This is a genomic window from Ignavibacteriales bacterium, from assembly GCA_016700155.1.
Taxonomy (GTDB): Bacteria; Bacteroidota; Ignavibacteria; order Ignavibacteriales; family Ignavibacteriaceae.
This window is the reverse complement of sequence record CP065001.1, coordinates 2,024,159-2,040,832: the sequence shown is the minus strand read 5'-3', so window position 1 is coordinate 2,040,832 and position 16,674 is coordinate 2,024,159. Positions and strand designations below refer to the sequence as shown.

Sequence of the window (16,674 nt, the reverse complement as noted above, 5' to 3'; positions counted from 1 at the left end):
CAGGATTTTTCGTTGCATAGAATGAAGGAATCGAAATTTGTACTTTACATCGTAGAGATTGAAGTATAATGAAAATTCAAATACGAATAGCTTTAGTTCTCTTAGTCGTGTCAACTGTTTTTATCCATTCACAGAGTGATAGTGAATTTGTAGTTCGTCCAGTCGATAAGATATCAGACAACAGCGAATTAAAAATGAGTATCAGAGGTACGTATCATCAATCCCACTATGATTCCTTATTGCTGATGAATTTCGCGGTATCAAATAAGATTGATCCATTCGACTCTGAAATAAACTATACAGCTCTTGCCGGAGTTGGGGCGATAACACTTGGAACAGGAATCGCGGTTCACATCTATCAAAGAAATGCCTGGTGGAAAGATCAGCGTTCTTCATTTCATTTTACAAATGATTGGGACTATGCTCTTTACATTGATAAGGTCGGACATTTTTATGGAGCTAATCTTTTAGCTCATCTTTTTTCTGCGGGATTGGAAGCAGGCAATATTCAATCAGAACAGGCGGCAATCTATGGAAGTGTAGCGGCACTCGCATTCCAATTATATGTTGAAATTGAAGATGGATTTGGTCCGAATTGGGGATTCAGTCCCGGCGATGCAATTGCCGATGTTTTAGGTTCAGGTTATGCATTAGGACAATATTATTTTCCATACCTCAAAAACTTTCAGTTTAAATTCAGTTACTGGCCATCACAAAAAATGAAAGACGGTACACATAAAGGTAATGGAATTGATGACTATGAAGGTCAGATCTATTGGCTGAGTTTAAGAATGAAAAATCTTCTTCCCAAATCAGTATCAGAGTACTGGCCTGCGTGGCTATGTTTAGCAGGCGGAATGGGTGTGCGCAATCTTGATGGAATCGGCGGCGGACAAAAAGAATTTTATATAGCTTTTGATCTTGATGCCGAGGAGATTCCACTTTACGGAAGCGGATGGCAGTTTGTAAAGAATACTCTAAACTATATTCACTTTCCGATGCCGGGAATAAGAGTTACTCCTGACGCAGCATTTTTCGTTTTTACTTTTTAGGGGATATTTTGAAATACAGTATAATTATACCGACATTGAATGAGGAAAAACTTTTGCCAGGGTTGCTTGGCGAAATTCATAGCCCGGAATTAAGAAAAAAATATGAATACGAAATAATTCTTTCCGATGGAGGAAGCACCGACAGGACGATAGAACTTGCACTTGATAAAGCTGATATTATCAAAGTCCATCGTGATATGGAAAAGCAAAACATAGCTATGGGACGGAATGTCGGAGCGTATCTGGCCGATGGAGATGTCCTGATATTTCTTAACGGCGATGTACTGACAATGAATGCTGAAAATTTTTTCCGGTACCTTGATGATAAATTTTATAAAAGTGATTTCGTTGCAATGACATGTAAAGTAAAGGTTTTTCCGTCCGAAGAAATTATTTCGGATAAACTTTTCCACTCAATTTATAATTTATACTTCTACCTGCTTAATGTTTTCGGTGTTGGTATGGGAAGAGGCGAATGCCAGGTTATACGAAAAGAAATATTTTATCAGGTGAACGGGAATAATGAATCACTCGCTGCTGGCGAAGATTTTGATTTATTCAAGCGAATACGAAAACACGGAAAAATATTTTTCTCAAATGAATTATGCATCTATGAATCTCCAAGACGTTACAGGAAGTTTGGCTATTCAGGTGTATCTTTTTCGTGGATTAAAAACTCTTTATCAATCATTTTTAAAAACAGATCCATCTCAAAAGAATGGGAACAAGTTAGATAAGTGAAAAGAATAATACTTGCTCTGATAATCTTCGTTAACATAATATTGGCTGCTCAGTCCGAATATGTACCTGTAACCAACCGTGTTTATGAATTCCTTGAAAGAATGGAAAGTTTACATTTCATCAAGGCGTACAACTCATTCGAGATTCCAAAAGACAGGAAAGAGATTGCTTCATATATAAAGCAGGTAATCGAAAACGATTCAAAGCTTGACCTTGTTGATAAACAGATACTTGAAGATCTTAAAATTGAGTTTGAGTTTGAACTATTCGAAACTTTAAATAATACTCAGTCAATTATTGGCGGTGAAGGTTACAATCCTCTCAATCAGAATGAACATTATCTTTTTTCACATTCAGAAAAAAATAAATTCAATCTTTTTGTAAATCTTATTGGTGAAGCCGGAGGAATATTCCTTAACAGCAAAGAACCGGAAAAGAATCTATCAACATCAACATGGTTATATGGCGGTGAGATAAGAGGAACTGTACTTGACAAACTGGGATTTTATATAAGAGGTACGAACGGTATTGTTGCAGGTAATCTGGAAGCTGCTTTACTTAAAAGAGAATTAAAATCTAATTTTAAACTAAATCTCGCTGAAGATGAGAAATTCTTTGATGAGACTGAAGGTTACGTATCTGCTGACTTTGACCTTGTAAAACTGAAATTCGGAAGACAAAAATTCGACATTGGTTATGGACCGTTCAAAATGATTTCAGGCGCCAATTCACCTGCATTTGATTACTTATCATTTAGAATTGGATATTCATTCTTTAATTTCTCTTATTATCACTCGAAGATAGGAGGTGCATCAACAGTTGTTGATGATACCGTACAGGGAAGTGTTGCAAATGTTGCTGAAAAATATTTCGGTTATCACAGGATTGGTTTTGATATTTCACGTCATTTCAAATTTGGCATCGGTGAAATGATAATATATGGTGAAAGACCTATGGATTTTTCTTACGTCAATCCTTTTAATTTTTACAAGACTGTGGAGCATTCAAACCAGGACAGAGATAACGCGCTGCTGTTTGCTGATGTAAGCAACAATTCTGTTGAAGGATTAAAATTGTATGCCACATTATTAATCGATGATTTGAATGCTGGAAAAATTGGAACAGGCTGGTGGGGAAATCAGACTATGATAACTGCAGGTTTGAATTCGTATAATCTTTACCCGGTCATTCCGTTGGATTTTAGTTTGCAATACTTGCGTATTGAACCTTATACCTTCACGCATCGTCTTATGAAAAACAATTTTACAAATATGGGTTATAGTCTCGGTCCTGATATCGCGCCAAACAGTGAATTGTTTTTTTGTCAAATAAATTATAGGTTAAACCACCGACTGAATTTTAGCACATCTATATCATTGACTAATCACGGTGCAAATCCTGTTGATGAAAATGGAGTGTTAGTTAAAAATGTCGGCGGTAATATAAATGTAGGTCACAGGCTCCAGGATGCAGCAGAAGTTAATTTCCTTGATGGTGCACGTGAAGTGTTGAGGAGTTATTCATTGTCAATTTCTTATGAGCCTTTTAACCAGATGTTTTTTCTTTTAAGATCGGTTTATAAAAATCATTCACTTCAAGGAAGTGTGAGCAATCGGCAATTTGAAAGTTACTTTTCTGTTATAGCAAAGTTTTAACAAGTAAAGGATGAATTATGTTATTTAAGAATTTTAAAATAACCGGGTACGTGATACTTTTAATAGTGGGAATAGTTCTCGGAACTCAGATTGAAAAGGTTTTTTCGGATGATAATCTTCGCTCAAGCATTGTTAAATTCAATGATGTGCTTACCTATACAGAAAAATATTATGTCGAAGATGTAGACACACAAATGCTTGTTGAAGCTGCAATAAACGGAATGATAACAAAACTTGATCCTCATTCGGTTTATATTCCTGCAAAACAGATGGAGTCGGTTGAAGAATCTTTCCGTGGGGATTTTGAAGGAATCGGAATTGAGTTCCAGGTGGTCAATGATACAATCACAGTTGTAAGCCCGATTTCAGGTGGTCCGAGTGAGGAGCTTGGCATTCTTTCCGGTGATAGAATTGTAAAAATCGATGGTGAAAGTTCAATTGGATTTACCAACGAACAGGTTAGAGAAAAACTTAGAGGCAAAGCCGGAACAAAAGTAAAAGTAACGATTGCAAGACCTTCAGTAAAAGAGCCGCTTACTTATACAATTGTACGGGACAAAATCCCTATCTATTCTGTTGATACGCATTTTATGTATGACCAGAATACGGGCTATATAAGTGTTTCAAGATTTTCGGAAACTACAACCGAAGAACTTGAGTCGGCACTGGTAGATTTAAAAAAGAAAGGAATGAAACAACTTATTCTCGATCTGCGTGGAAATCCCGGCGGCTATTTATCCCAGGCAACAAAAATGGCTGATCTTTTTATTGATGGCAAAAAGAAATTGGTTTACACAAAAGGACGACGCTCAGAATTTAATGAAGAATATTTTGCTTCTGCAAAATCCGATTACGAAAAAATGCCGTTAATAATTTTAGTGAACAAAGGAAGCGCTTCAGCAAGTGAAATAGTTGCAGGTGCGGTTCAGGATTGGGACCGTGGACTCATTGTTGGCGAAACTTCTTTTGGTAAAGGTCTTGTTCAGCGACAGTTTGAACTGCCAGATAATTCAGCACTTCGACTTACAATCTCCGAATACTTTACTCCATCCGGAAGATTGATTCAACGTGATTACAAGAATAAGAAAGATAAGGATGAATACTATTCGGAATTGGGAGACAGGGAGGAAGTAGAGGGTGACAATCTGAATCACTTAGTTGAAAAAGATACTACAAGACCTGTTTACAAAACCAACGGTGGACGAACCGTTTACGGCGGCGGCGGAATTACTCCTGATTATATCATTAAATCCGAAACAGTTACAAAGTATACCACCGAGTTATTAAAGAACAATGTGTTCTATGAATTTGTTCTGAAGTATCTTGATCAGAATGGTAAAAAGATTGAAACGCAATTTGGAAATGATCTCAGCAAGTTCAGGACTGGTTTTAACATTTCAGACACGGAACTAAACGAATTCAAAAAATTTGCTGAAGAAAAAGAAGTAAAGTTTGACGAAGAGAATTTCAACAAAGATAAAGACTATATTCTTGCTAGACTTAAAGCGCAGATTGCAAGGAACTACTGGAAAAATGAAGGCTGGTTTACCGTTATACTTACACAGGATAACCAGCTAAATAAGGCTTACACATTATTCAGCGAAGCGAAAGACCTGGCTAATCTGAAATGATGTCAAAGGTACTTTTAGTTTTTATATTATTCAGTTTTATTTCTTTTTCATTCACCGGTACCAAACAGAAGGTTGTAAAAAAGACTGTCGGTGAAAGAAAAAATGATAAGTGCCTTGTTGTAGGTGAAGAGCTTTTGTACGAAGTCAGTTATTCATTTATTAAACTTGGTACCGTCAGAATAAAAGTACTCGATAAAAAAAATATTGGCGGAGTAGATATTTACAAAACGATAGGTTACATAGACTCTTATTCAGGCGTACCTTTTGTTGATCTCCACCAGGTGTATGAAAGTTCCATCTTCTCTGATTTTACCCCACAGTTCTTTCGCGGAACTGTAAAGGATGAAAAATACAGTTCATACACTGAATATTTTTTTGATAAAAAAAAGTCTTTGATCCACGTAAAAAAGGGTAAAGTAAAACCGCCACAGGTTTGGACTGATTCAACAACTTCATTAGACAGACCGTACCAGGATGGACTATCAATATTTTTCTACGCAAGGTATAAGAGCGGAAGTACAAAAAGCCAAAAAGTCCCTTGTTATGTGAAAGAAGAAAAAGTTTTTACGAACATCAATTTTTACAATGAAGTTGAAGATGTTTCAATTGACGCAGTTGACTATGATATTAACTGTGTTAGATTAGATGGTGAAATGGACTTCATTAGTATTTTCGGATTAACCGGATATTTTGAAGGATGGTTCTCAAATGATGAAGCTGCAATTCCAATTGTGGCAAAGATGCATGTAATCATTGGCAGTATTACATTAGAATTAATTGAATGGAAAAGACAAGGATGGATGCCTCCAAAATTCAACAACTGACTGAAGAAATAAAATTATTTCCTTACCTGGATACTTTTCCTAAAATTCACGAAAGTGTTTTTTTAGCGTCCGGTGTCAAAGTAATAGGCGATGTTGAAATTGGTGAGCATTCCAGCGTTTGGTACAACTGTGTCGTTCGTGGTGATGTCCACTATATTAAAATCGGTGATTATACTAATGTTCAGGATTGTTCAATGCTTCATGTTACAAACGGAAAATTCCCGCTGAACATTGGAAACAAAGTAACAATCGGTCATTCAGTTACACTTCACGGCTGTACATTAGAAGATATTTGTTTGATAGGTATGGGAGCTGTTGTACTGGATGGTGCCGTTGTTCAGCAAAGATCCATGGTTGCAGCAGGTACGGTAGTAAAACCGGGATTTATAGTTCCAACAGGAAAATTGGTTGGAGGTGTTCCCGGAAAGATACTTAGAGACTTGACTACCGAAGAAATTGATGATCTGGAAAAATCTGCCTTCAGATATAAAAAGTATACTGAGATAACAATAGAGTCTTTGCAAAACGGCAGATGGTTATAGTTCTGATTCTTTTTGAAAAATTTTGAAACTGGAAAGCGGTTTTCTGTGGTTAAAAATTTATATGTGATAAATACGACAAATCACAGGATTGATAAGGTAAAAATTCATAAACTCGTTAGAGAAATACGATCATTATTAGAATTTGAGATAAGCTCACTTCAGGTAAATTTTATTCAGGAAACTGAAATCAGGGTAATCAACTCAAAATACCTTAAGCACAATTACGCAACCGATATAATCACTTTCAATTATTCACGCAAAAGGAATGTCATAGACGCAGAATTATTTATCTGCCCAGCGATAGCTTATGAAAACGCTAAAGCATTCAAGGTAACGAATATGGAAGAAATCAGCAGACTGGTTATACACGGATTACTTCATAACCTGGGTTTTGATGATAAAGTGAAATCAGATAAAGTTGTAATGAAAAAAGAAGAGGATAGACTTGTGGTAAAAACAAAAAATTTATTTAAGAGATGAGGGAAATGTTAATATCAGATTTTGCAAATATGCTGGTTGAAACAATACAAAAGATGAACGGTGAAATAAAACCTGTTGCTAATGAATTTAAAGAAAAGGAAATGAATGACCAGACTTTATATATAGCCGCATATAGCTGGGTTTATGAAAAAATTGTGAGGAACAGGATTCAGGAAAATGAAAATGATAAACCACATCCCAAGAACAAAAGAATATTTTCGGTTGAGGAAAATTCAATCCTGGGTATTGAAAATTTGGGATTAGTACAAAAATTATACAATTCTTCACTGTTAACTGAGACCGATTTGGATATTATTATGTCACAAATTAAGTTGCTGCCCGAAGAAAAGCGAAGTAAGGATGAATTGATTTTATTGATCCTTTATCTTTTGTTAGATGCAGATCTTGATACACTGCCTGGAAGCAGAATGTTACTTTATTCATCAGATACAATTAATTAGAAATTTAAATGAGCAAAAATTTAGTACTTGTAGAGTCACCTGCGAAAGCAAAAACAATTAATAAATACTTAGGCAAGAATTTTATTGTTGAAGCCACAATAGGTCACGTAAGGAATCTCCCTAAAACAAAACTTGGTGTAGATGTAGATAATAATTTTCAAACACAGTTTGTAACAATCCGCGGCAAAGGTGATGTTATTAAACGGATAAAAAGTCTTGCTTCAAAGAGCGATAACATATACATAGCAACTGACCCTGATCGTGAAGGCGAAGCTATTGCACAGGATATCGCCGATATTCTGAACGGTAGCAGCGGCAAAAAAATATACCGTGTATTGTTTAATGAAATAACAAAAACCGGCGTAAAAAAAGCTATGGAAGATCCGCGCGCGATTGATATACATTTAGTTACTTCGCAGCGTGCAAGAAGAGTAATGGACAGAATTATCGGATACAAGATTAGCCCATTCCTTTGGAAAGCAGTTATTGAGATGTCCGGGAGTAATTCTCTTTCTGCAGGCAGAGTTCAATCTGTAGCGCTTAAGCTAATCTGCGACCGGGAAGTGGAAATCGATAAATTTATCGCGACTGAATACTGGTCCATCTGGGCAATATTCAAAACTCAGAAAGGTGATGAGTTTAAGGCAAAACTTTTTAGTATCGATGGACGTGATATTAAAATTCCTTCGAAACCTATAATGACGGAAGATGATTGGAAAATGTTTCATGAGGATTTTATTGCGATAACTAATGAGAAAACCGCGACTGAACATTTCGAAAAAATAAAAACTAAAAAACAATTTGCGATAAGCAATATTGTTAAGCGTCATACAAAACGGAATGCACCTCCGCCTTTCATCACCAGTTCATTACAGCAGGAAGCTTCGCGCAGATTAAAAATGCGTCCAAAGCAAACGATGATGATCGCACAGAAATTGTATGAAGGTATTGACCTTGGAAAAGAAGGCACTGTTGGTCTGATAACATATATGCGAACAGACTCAACAAGAATAAGTGATGAACAGGTTACCGCAGCAAGAGAATACATTAAGAAAACTTTTGGCAAAGAATACATTCCGGAAACACCTAACTCATTTGTTAAAAAATCACAGGCAAATGTACAGGATGCACATGAAGCAATTCGTCCTACTTCACTTGAATACTCACCAGAGTTTGTAAAACAATTTCTGGATCCAAAGTCCTTTAAAGTTTATGAGTTAATCTGGAAAAGATTTTTAGCTTCACAGATGAGCCAGGCTTTAATGGAGACAACGGTGATTGAAATTTCTGCAGATGAATTCTTGTTTAAAGCCTTCGGTACTGCAATTCAATTCAACGGCTTCCTGCAGATGTATGAAGAGATCACTGAGCCAAAAGAAAATGCTGAAGAAAAAGAGGAATACCGGAATGAAAAAATTCCAATAGGTCTTGAAACAGGAAATAAACTTGGCTTAAACGAACTCCAAAAAACTCAGCACTTTACAAAAGCAGCTCCAAGATTTACAGAAAGTTCGCTTATAAAAGAACTGGAAAGCAAAGGTATTGGACGTCCAAGTACATATTCACTTATTGTTAGTACAATTCAGGACAGAAAATATGTGGTTCAAAAAGAACGAAAACTTTTTCCTACACCGCTTGGAATTAGAGTGAGTGAGATACTGGTGAAAAATTTTCCTGATATCATTAACGAAGATTTCACTTCACTGATGGAAAATGAACTTGATCAGATTGCACAGGGGGATAATGAATACGTAAAAGTTCTAAATGATTTTTATCAGCCGTTTGCAAAAGCATTAAGTCATGTCGAAAAGAATGTTGAAAAAATTATCTGTGATGTGTGTGGAAATGAAATGCTTATTAAAGTCGGGCGCTACGGTAAATATTTAGCTTGTAGTAATTATCCGGCATGCTCGAATATCAAGTCCTTTAAAGACATGAAACTTCAGTCACAGGAACCGGAATTTACCGGTGAGACTTGTGAGAAATGCGGAAACAGGACTGTTTACAGGGAAGGCAAGTTTGGCAGATTTATTGGATGTGAAAAATATCCGGAGTGTGACTTCGTAAAAAATATTTCACTCGGAGTAAGTTGTCCGACTTGTAAAGAAGGAAATGTTATTGAAAGAAAATCAAAACGTAACAGGTTATTTTACGGATGCTCAAGATACCCCGAATGTAAATTTGTCAGCTGGTATAAACCTGTGCCTGTAGAATGCCCGAACAAAGATTCACAATATATGGAACAAAGGTACACAGTAAAGAAGGGCAACTTTATAAAATGCCCGGTTTGCGGAGAAGAAGTTCAACAGGAAGAGTCATAGCAAGGTACATACTGATGTATATTAGTGAAGCAATTCAAAAATATATTCGTGACATTGAAAGCGTTAAAAGATATTCCAGTAATAGTGTGACTGCGTATAAAAAAGATCTGGGTGACTTCGCTCAATTTTGCAATGATAGATCCAGAACGGAAATTAATAGTGTTACAGATAAGATCATCAAACAATATATGATGACCCTCTCAGAATCCGGATTAAACAAGATCACAATTGGAAGAAAACTTTCCGCGATAAGAGGTATGTTCAAATTTGCATTTCGAAACGGATACATATCATCTAACCCTGCATCAATGATCATCAATCCTAAATCACAAAGAAAACTGCCTTCGGTAGTTTCTTATGATGAAATAGTTTCAGTTTTAGAAAAAGCTGACGAACTGGAAAACAATTCACTTTTAGTCAAAACTATTTTTGAATTGCTATATGGTTGTGCGCTTCGGGTTTCTGAATTATGTTCTATTAATCTAAGTGATGTGGATTTTAAATCGCAAACTATTCGTATTAAAGGTAAGGGAAATAAAATGCGAATTGTTCCTGTTGGTGATAAATCGATTGAAACGATTAGAAATTATTTGTCAAGTAGTGACCGCTCATCACCGCATAGCGCTTTGTTAGTTAATGAAGCAGGGAAGAGGATTTATCCTAAATTCGTTTACAGGATCGTAAATAAATATTTATCACTGGTTACAGATATTGAAAAGAGAAGTCCGCACGCATTAAGGCACAGTGCCGCCACGCATATGCTTGACAGAGGTGCTGACTTAAGAGCAGTTAAAGAAATTCTTGGTCATGAAAATCTTTCTACAACGCAGATTTATACTCATGTCAGCGTTGAAAGGTTAAAATCAACATATAAAAAGTCTCATCCAAAATCTTAAAGGAGGGAACAATGAAAATAAATATCACAGCTCGTAAGTTTAAAGCAAGGGATACTCTGAAAGAATTTATTGAAGCTGAAGTCAGTTCACTCGAAAAATTCTCAGATGAAATAATATCCGTTGATGTAATTTTAAGTTTCCAGAACAGTAAGGACAGCATTAAATCGGCTGAAATAATAGCAAAGGTTCCAAAACAGGTATTAAGCGCGACGGAAGAAACTGATGATTTTCAAAAATCAGTTAACGCTGCAGTTGAAAAAATTGCACGGCAGTTGAAAAAAATAAAAACTAAAAAACGATTGGTTCGCGTTAAATGATTTCCATAGATCAAAAATCGGTATCTCGAAAAGAATTTATCACAGTTGGATTTCTTTACCAGAATTCACGTGATATGTTTAAACTTAAACTTCATTCTACAAAACACGATTTCGAGAGAAAGATCTTTGAACAGAATCTTCACAGACCCGGTCTGGCTTTGGCCGGGTTTGTCGATCTATTCTCATTTGCCCGTGTTCAGGTTTTTGGTAATACGGAAATGAGATATTTGAATCAGATTTCAGATGACAAAAAACGAGAGACACTTGAACGCATCTTTCAATTTCAAATTCCCTGCGTAATACTAACTGATAATAATTCACCATTCCAGATATTGCTTGAATTAGCAGACAAGTATAGAGTTCCTTTATTTAGTTCACCCTTCTCTACAACTAAATTAGTTTATCTTGTAAGTGATTTTCTTGATGATCAGTTCGCACCGAGAATTTCAATGCATGGTTCTTTTGTTGATGTTTACGGGGTTGGAATTCTATTCGTTGGAAAGTCAGGTATAGGTAAAAGTGAAGTTGCTCTTGATCTGATTGAAAGGGGACACAGACTTGTTGCCGATGATGTCATAGTCCTGACGAAAAAAGGGGAGGGAATACTTATGGGGGCAGGTACTACAATCGGAAAACATTTTATGGAGATAAGAGGTTTAGGAATAATTGACGTTGAAAGGATGTTTGGTATACGTGCGATACGTTATCAGAAAAGGCTTGAAATAATTGTTGAACTTGAAGTTTGGAATGATGAATCAGATTATACAAGAACAGGCCTTGATGAAAGCACAGTTCAAATTTCTAATGTGGAAATGCCTTATGTAAAACTCCCGATTTTACCAGGTAAAAATATTACAGTTATTTCTGAAGTTATCAGTTTGAACTACCTGCTCAAACATTACGGTTATGACGCAGCAACTGTATTTCAGAGTAAGCTGAATGAGCGATTAACATCGAAATTAAATGATGAAACAAGAGGAGTTGACTACTTTGAACATGATTTTGAATAACAATTTTGCACTCTTGACAAAAGCATTCAATTTTTATAGATTCCGCCCTCAAATATGAAGAAATTATACTTTTTTTCGCGGTCAAAACTGCAGTTTGTCGAAATCAAGAACTTCAAATTTAAGTTTTTGATGACATTTTTTATAGCAACAGGGGCTTTAACGGCACTGGTACTGTATTTATATCAGCTACTAGTATTAAATCCCATTAATAATTATGATACCTTAAGGTCAGAAAACAGCCTTTTACGTCATAAATTAGAAGAATTCACACGAAATTATGCTTTGCTTAATAAAGACTTAGACAGTCTTTTAAAAGTTAATAATGAGTTGAGAATTGCAGCAAACCTGCCTCCATTATCCGATGATGAACAACTCTTAGGCACAGGTGGTGGTGAATTTGTTCAGCCGTTTAATTTCATTTCTAGTGGTGACATAGATGTAACCCGTGCTCTTGAATTTGTTGATGCAGTTAATAAAAAAGTTGATTTTGAAAAGAATCAGTTCACACTGATTTCCGAAAAGCTTAAAAGCAATGAAAAGTTATATGAATCGTTGCCTGCACTAAAACCTTGTGAAGGAACATTATCTGATCATGGCTTTGGATTGAGAAGACATCCGATTCTTAATATTGTAAGGATGCACGAAGGTGTTGATATAATCACAGACAGAGGCACTAACGTTTACGCACCTGGCGGTGGTAAAATAGAATCTGTTGGCTATCGAGGTGGTTATGGATTGTGCATCGAGATTGATCATGGATTTGGTTACAGGACTGTGTACGCGCATCTTAGTTCATCAAATGTTCAACAGGGACAGACTATTAAACGCGGTGATCTGATTGCAAGAAGCGGTAATTCCGGGCTATCATCCGGCCCTCATCTCCATTACGAAGTTATTCACAATGGAATTAAACAAAACCCAAGAAACTTTTTCTTTGATGATTTAAACTTAGCTGAGTTTAAATCTCAAATTTCTAATACTGGAGTTAGATAAAATGATCTGGACCGTTGAACTCGCAGCATATTTAGATGATGCGCCGTGGCCTGCAACAAAGGACGAATTACTTGAATACGCCGATAGAATTGGCGCACCTTATGAAGTTATTGAAAATCTTCAAGAACTTGAAGACTCGGAAGAACCTTACGAATCAATTGAAGATATCTGGCCTGATTATCCTACTGACGAGGATTTCTTTTATAACGAAGATGATTTTTAAGAAAAGCGTAATATCGCGCCTTTTCTCCTATGAATAATTTTTTAAATGAAGTACCGGGACAACTTCAGGCAAAGAAACTACTTAATTCTATTTTAGACTCTTCGAATATCCCGCATGCTTTTTTATTAACTGGTAAAGAAGGCATTGGAAAATTCTTCTTATCAATCAAATTCCTCCAGGCACTAAACAAAAAATATTCTTCTGATAAAGAATCAGAAATAAAAAATCACAGGACAATACAGAATTGTTCTGAGCCAATTGTCAAATTGATTTTTCCGCTTCCACGTGGAAGAAATGAAAGTGAAAATTCAGGTCCCTTTGAAAAATTAAGCAGCGATGAGATAGAATTAATCTCCGGTGAAATTGAAACTAAAACGAAGAATCCATACCACAAGATCAATATTCCTAAAGCCAATGATATAAGAATAAATTCAATCAGGGATATAAGCAAGTTTTTATCGTTCAGTTACGGCGATATTAAATTCCGCTCAGTCATATTGATAGATTCACATTTAATGAATGAGGCTGCTCAAAATGCTTTATTAAAAAATCTTGAGGAGCCACCTGAAGGCGTTATCTTTTTTCTTCTGACTCCTTATCCGGAACAATTAAGGGAGACTATCCGTTCAAGATGCTGGCAAATAAAATTCCAGCCGCTTGAGGTAGAAGACATTATTAATGTGCTTACCACTTATTTCAACATCGAAAAAAAGATGGCTGAAAGGGCAGCGCGATTCAGTAGTGGCTCTGTCGACACCGCAATTGCATTGGTCGACACTGAACTTGATAAGCTGCTCGAACGCACAATAATATTTTTACGTTTTGCACTTGGAAATAGATTTGAAGAAGCTCTCACAACAGGCTCAGAGTTTCTAAATTCTGATAAGCAGGATATGATTAAAATTCTCATCTCATTAATTATAGCATGGTTTGCTGATGTAGTAAGATGGAGAGCAGGGAAGGATCCGGTTTTTTATTTTGAATACCTCGATACGATAGAAAAATTCAATAGTAAATTTTCTGAATTGGTCCTTGCTGATATTATGTTCAATCTGGATCGTCTATCGATGGAGGTTGATCGGAATATTAATCAGAATCTTATACTTTTAAAACTGGTTTATGAACTTGCATTTTTTATTAAACGTGGAGCCAAAGTTTAAAGGTATTACGTTCAGGTTTTAATGTGGTAATAAGAATTATTTTTTCTAATTTAAGGAAGAAAGTAAACCGATTAACAATGGAGAACTAAATGAAAAAAATAGTAATTGTTGCGGCTAAACGAACAGCAATAGGTTCTTTCGGAGGATCATTATCATCGATATCTGCGCCTCGATTGGGCAGCGCGGTAATTAAATCTGTTATTGAACAGTGTTCATTAAAAACTGAATTAGTAGATGAAGTGATCATGGGTAATGTTCTTTCTGCTGGCTTGGGACAAGCCCCGGCAAGACAAGCTGCTTTATTCGCAGGCTTACCTGAGAAAACTGAATGTCTGACAATTAATAAAATGTGCGGTAGTGGACTTAAAGCTGTTATGTTAGCACATCAGGCGATACAATGTGATGATGCCGAAATAGTAGTCGCTGGCGGCATGGAAAGTATGAGTAACGCACCATACTTATTAGATAAGGCGCGTAATGGTTACAGGTTGGGACACGGTGAGATTAAAGACTCCATGATAGTTGACGGACTGTGGGATGTATATAACAATATCCATATGGGTAGCTGTGCGGAACAATGTGCTAAGGATTTTAATTTCTCAAGAAAGGAATTAGATGATTTTGCTATTTCGTCTTATGAAAAATCTTTAAAGGCACAAAAAGAAGGATATTTCAAAGATGAAATATCAGGTATAACAATAAAGACTAAAGCAGGGGAATCGATAGTAGAAATAGATGAAGAGCCCACCAAAGTTAATTTCGAAAAAATTCCTGGATTGAAACCTGTATTTCAGAAAGATGGAGTGGTCACTGCTGCCAATGCGTCAAGTATTAATGATGGAGCTGCTGCGGTAGTTCTAATGAGTGAGGAAAAAGCAAAAGCTCTTGGTCTTAAACCATTGGTTGAAATTATCGCACAGAGCTCTGCGGCTAAAGCTCCAGTTCAGTTTACAACCGCACCTGCGGATGCAATTAATAAAGTCTGTCAGAAAGCAAATCTTAGTATAAAGGATATTGATCTGTTTGAAATCAATGAAGCATTTGCTGTGGTATCGCTGGCTGTTAATAAATTATTAGATATTGACAATTCAAAAGTTAATGTAAATGGCGGAGCCATAGCACTTGGTCATCCAATAGGTGCAAGTGGAGCACGTATTCTATCTACATTAATTTACGAGATGAAAAGACGAAATAGTAATTATGGGCTTGCTTCATTATGCATCGGAGGCGGTGAGGCATCAGCTGTTATTGTTAAGAATTATAAATAATAACTGGAATTAAAATGGAAATAAAAGAAGTAGCAGTAATCGGTGGCGGTACAATGGGCAATGGGATTGCTCACGTATTCGCTCAAAAATCTTATAAAGTAAATCTGGTTGAGATGTCTGATGATCTTGGTAAAAAAGCAATCAGTACAATATCAAATAATTTAGATCGGCAGATTAAGAAGCAAATTTTAGGTGAAGAAGAGAAAAAAAATATTCTGGCAAATATCCAATTGATAATCGGTATTGAATTGGTACCATCTTCATCAGATTTAATCATAGAAGCGATATTTGAAAATAAAGATGCTAAACTAAATATTTTCAATAAATTAAATCAAATAATTAAACCAGATTCAATTTTTACCTCCAACACTTCTTCGATATCGATAACCGAGTTATCACGTAATAATCGTCCTGAACAATTTATTGGAATGCATTTCATGAATCCGGTTCCGGTGATGAAGCTTGTAGAAATTATCAGAGGCTATTCAACTAGTCAATCAACATTTGATACGATTAAAGATCTGTCAATAAAGCTAGATAAAACACCGGTTGAAGTCTATGATTATCCGGGATTCATCTCGAACAGAATTTTAATGCCCATGATTAATGAAGCTATATTTTCTTTAATGGAAGGTGTTGCTTCCAGGGATGACATTGACACGGTAATGAAACTTGGAATGAACCATCCAATGGGACCACTTACACTGGCAGATTTTATTGGACTTGATGTATGTCTAGCAATTATGGAAGTACTTTACAATGGTTATAATGATTCAAAGTATAGACCATGTCCATTGTTGAAAAAAATGGTTGCTGCTGGAAAACTCGGTAGAAAATCCGGTGAAGGCTTTTATAAATATTAGTTAGTCTTATAATGTATATTATGTAAACTAATCAATTGCCTCCAAATTTGAAGTACAAATAGATTACTATCACAATAAACAAAATCCAGATAACCGGACTTCTCTTTCTTCGTTTATGCTTCAGGGTTCTTGAAAAGCCTAATTTCTTTTTTTGTTTTTCTTTTGGATCTTCTGCAGGATTATAAAATCTTGTAGGATAATCAAATACTCTATGCCGCGGTTTCTTCATAAACATAA

General features: G+C 35.9%; 18 protein-coding genes. 17 read left to right on the top strand and 1 reads right to left on the bottom strand.

Features of this window, described 5'->3' with window-relative positions; all coding sequences use genetic code 11:
* The first annotated feature begins 68 nt into the window (after positions 1-68).
* The 17 genes from IPM56_08520 to IPM56_08440 all read left to right on the top strand — a co-directional run bounded on the left by IPM56_08520 (position 69) and on the right by IPM56_08440 (position 16,437).
* Positions 69-1,052 (top strand): DUF2279 domain-containing protein, encoded by a 984-nt coding sequence (locus IPM56_08520; protein QQS37966.1) that lies wholly within the window; start codon positions 69-71, stop codon positions 1,050-1,052.
* A gap of 8 nt (positions 1,053-1,060) precedes the next feature.
* Entirely contained in the window at positions 1,061-1,789 is a 729-nt protein-coding gene (locus IPM56_08515) for a glycosyltransferase (protein QQS37965.1), read from the top strand.
* The gene (locus tag IPM56_08510; protein QQS37964.1) at positions 1,790-3,448 is read left to right on the top strand and encodes a hypothetical protein; all 1,659 of its coding nucleotides are present in this window, start codon (positions 1,790-1,792) and stop codon (positions 3,446-3,448) included.
* Between the two features lie 17 nt (positions 3,449-3,465).
* Positions 3,466-5,079, top strand: coding sequence for a S41 family peptidase (locus IPM56_08505; protein ID QQS37963.1), 1,614 nt, complete (start codon positions 3,466-3,468; stop codon positions 5,077-5,079).
* Positions 5,076-5,903: a DUF3108 domain-containing protein gene (locus tag IPM56_08500; protein QQS37962.1), complete on the top strand. Its 828-nt coding sequence runs from the start codon at positions 5,076-5,078 to the stop codon at positions 5,901-5,903. The genes IPM56_08505 and IPM56_08500 overlap by 4 nt, the downstream gene beginning before the upstream one ends.
* Positions 5,876-6,445, top strand: a complete 570-nt coding sequence (locus IPM56_08495; protein QQS37961.1) for a gamma carbonic anhydrase family protein — start codon at positions 5,876-5,878, stop codon at positions 6,443-6,445. The genes IPM56_08500 and IPM56_08495 overlap by 28 nt, the downstream gene beginning before the upstream one ends.
* 12 nt (positions 6,446-6,457) lie before the next feature.
* Positions 6,458-6,925 (top strand): rRNA maturation RNase YbeY, encoded by a 468-nt coding sequence (gene ybeY / locus IPM56_08490; protein ID QQS37960.1) that lies wholly within the window; start codon positions 6,458-6,460, stop codon positions 6,923-6,925.
* A 5-nt stretch (positions 6,926-6,930) separates the two neighbouring features.
* A complete protein-coding gene (locus tag IPM56_08485) occupies positions 6,931-7,386 on the top strand; it encodes a DUF494 family protein (protein ID QQS37959.1) in 456 nt (151 codons plus the stop codon).
* A gap of 8 nt (positions 7,387-7,394) precedes the next feature.
* The gene (topA, locus tag IPM56_08480; protein QQS37958.1) at positions 7,395-9,707 is read left to right on the top strand and encodes a type I DNA topoisomerase; all 2,313 of its coding nucleotides are present in this window, start codon (positions 7,395-7,397) and stop codon (positions 9,705-9,707) included.
* Complete coding sequence (locus IPM56_08475) at positions 9,665-10,603, top strand: tyrosine-type recombinase/integrase (GenBank protein ID QQS37957.1); 939 nt, start codon at positions 9,665-9,667, stop codon at positions 10,601-10,603. Before topA ends, IPM56_08475 begins: the two co-directional genes overlap by 43 nt.
* A gap of 11 nt (positions 10,604-10,614) precedes the next feature.
* Entirely contained in the window at positions 10,615-10,920 is a 306-nt protein-coding gene (gene raiA, locus IPM56_08470) for a ribosome-associated translation inhibitor RaiA (protein QQS37956.1), read from the top strand.
* Entirely contained in the window at positions 10,917-11,930 is a 1,014-nt protein-coding gene (locus IPM56_08465; GenBank protein QQS37955.1) for an HPr kinase/phosphorylase, read from the top strand. The genes raiA and IPM56_08465 overlap by 4 nt, the downstream gene beginning before the upstream one ends.
* Positions 11,931-12,212: 282 nt before the next feature.
* Positions 12,213-12,923: a M23 family metallopeptidase gene (locus IPM56_08460; GenBank protein QQS37954.1), complete on the top strand. Its 711-nt coding sequence runs from the start codon at positions 12,213-12,215 to the stop codon at positions 12,921-12,923.
* A gap of 1 nt (position 12,924) precedes the next feature.
* The gene (locus IPM56_08455) at positions 12,925-13,146 is read left to right on the top strand and encodes a DUF2795 domain-containing protein (GenBank protein ID QQS37953.1); all 222 of its coding nucleotides are present in this window, start codon (positions 12,925-12,927) and stop codon (positions 13,144-13,146) included.
* Positions 13,147-13,175: 29 nt separating this feature from the next.
* Positions 13,176-14,306, top strand: coding sequence for a hypothetical protein (locus IPM56_08450; protein ID QQS37952.1), 1,131 nt, complete (start codon positions 13,176-13,178; stop codon positions 14,304-14,306).
* Positions 14,307-14,395: 89 nt separating this feature from the next.
* Positions 14,396-15,574 carry a thiolase family protein gene (locus IPM56_08445; protein ID QQS37951.1) on the top strand — a complete coding sequence of 393 codons (1,179 nt, stop codon included), beginning with the start codon at positions 14,396-14,398 and terminating at the stop codon, positions 15,572-15,574.
* 14 nt (positions 15,575-15,588) lie between these two features.
* Entirely contained in the window at positions 15,589-16,437 is an 849-nt protein-coding gene (locus IPM56_08440; GenBank protein ID QQS37950.1) for a 3-hydroxybutyryl-CoA dehydrogenase, read from the top strand.
* Between the two features lie 31 nt (positions 16,438-16,468).
* On the opposite strand, the gene IPM56_08435 is transcribed toward IPM56_08440, so the two are convergent.
* Entirely contained in the window at positions 16,469-16,672 is a 204-nt protein-coding gene (locus IPM56_08435; GenBank protein ID QQS37949.1) for a hypothetical protein, read from the bottom strand.
* Between the last annotated feature and the right edge of the window lie 2 nt (positions 16,673-16,674).

Bases quoted from the DNA above. Each gene is read 5' to 3' on its own strand.
- IPM56_08475 (QQS37957.1), top strand. From the start codon at position 9,665: ATGCCCGGTTTGCGGAGAAGAAGTTCAACAGGAAGAGTCATAGCAAGG.
- IPM56_08435 (QQS37949.1), bottom strand. From the start codon at position 16,672: ATGTTTATGAAGAAACCGCGGCATAGAGTATTTGATTATCCTACAAGA.
- topA (QQS37958.1), top strand. From the start codon at position 7,395: ATGAGCAAAAATTTAGTACTTGTAGAGTCACCTGCGAAAGCAAAAACA.
- IPM56_08445 (QQS37951.1), top strand. From the start codon at position 14,396: ATGAAAAAAATAGTAATTGTTGCGGCTAAACGAACAGCAATAGGTTCT.
- IPM56_08465 (QQS37955.1), top strand. From the start codon at position 10,917: ATGATTTCCATAGATCAAAAATCGGTATCTCGAAAAGAATTTATCACA.
- raiA (QQS37956.1), top strand. From the start codon at position 10,615: ATGAAAATAAATATCACAGCTCGTAAGTTTAAAGCAAGGGATACTCTG.
- IPM56_08455 (QQS37953.1), top strand. From the start codon at position 12,925: ATGATCTGGACCGTTGAACTCGCAGCATATTTAGATGATGCGCCGTGG.
- IPM56_08440 (QQS37950.1), top strand. From the start codon at position 15,589: ATGGAAATAAAAGAAGTAGCAGTAATCGGTGGCGGTACAATGGGCAAT.
- IPM56_08495 (QQS37961.1), top strand. From the start codon at position 5,876: ATGGATGCCTCCAAAATTCAACAACTGACTGAAGAAATAAAATTATTT.
- IPM56_08485 (QQS37959.1), top strand. From the start codon at position 6,931: ATGTTAATATCAGATTTTGCAAATATGCTGGTTGAAACAATACAAAAG.
- IPM56_08520 (QQS37966.1), top strand. From the start codon at position 69: ATGAAAATTCAAATACGAATAGCTTTAGTTCTCTTAGTCGTGTCAACT.
- IPM56_08500 (QQS37962.1), top strand. From the start codon at position 5,076: ATGATGTCAAAGGTACTTTTAGTTTTTATATTATTCAGTTTTATTTCT.
- IPM56_08505 (QQS37963.1), top strand. From the start codon at position 3,466: ATGTTATTTAAGAATTTTAAAATAACCGGGTACGTGATACTTTTAATA.
- IPM56_08450 (QQS37952.1), top strand. From the start codon at position 13,176: ATGAATAATTTTTTAAATGAAGTACCGGGACAACTTCAGGCAAAGAAA.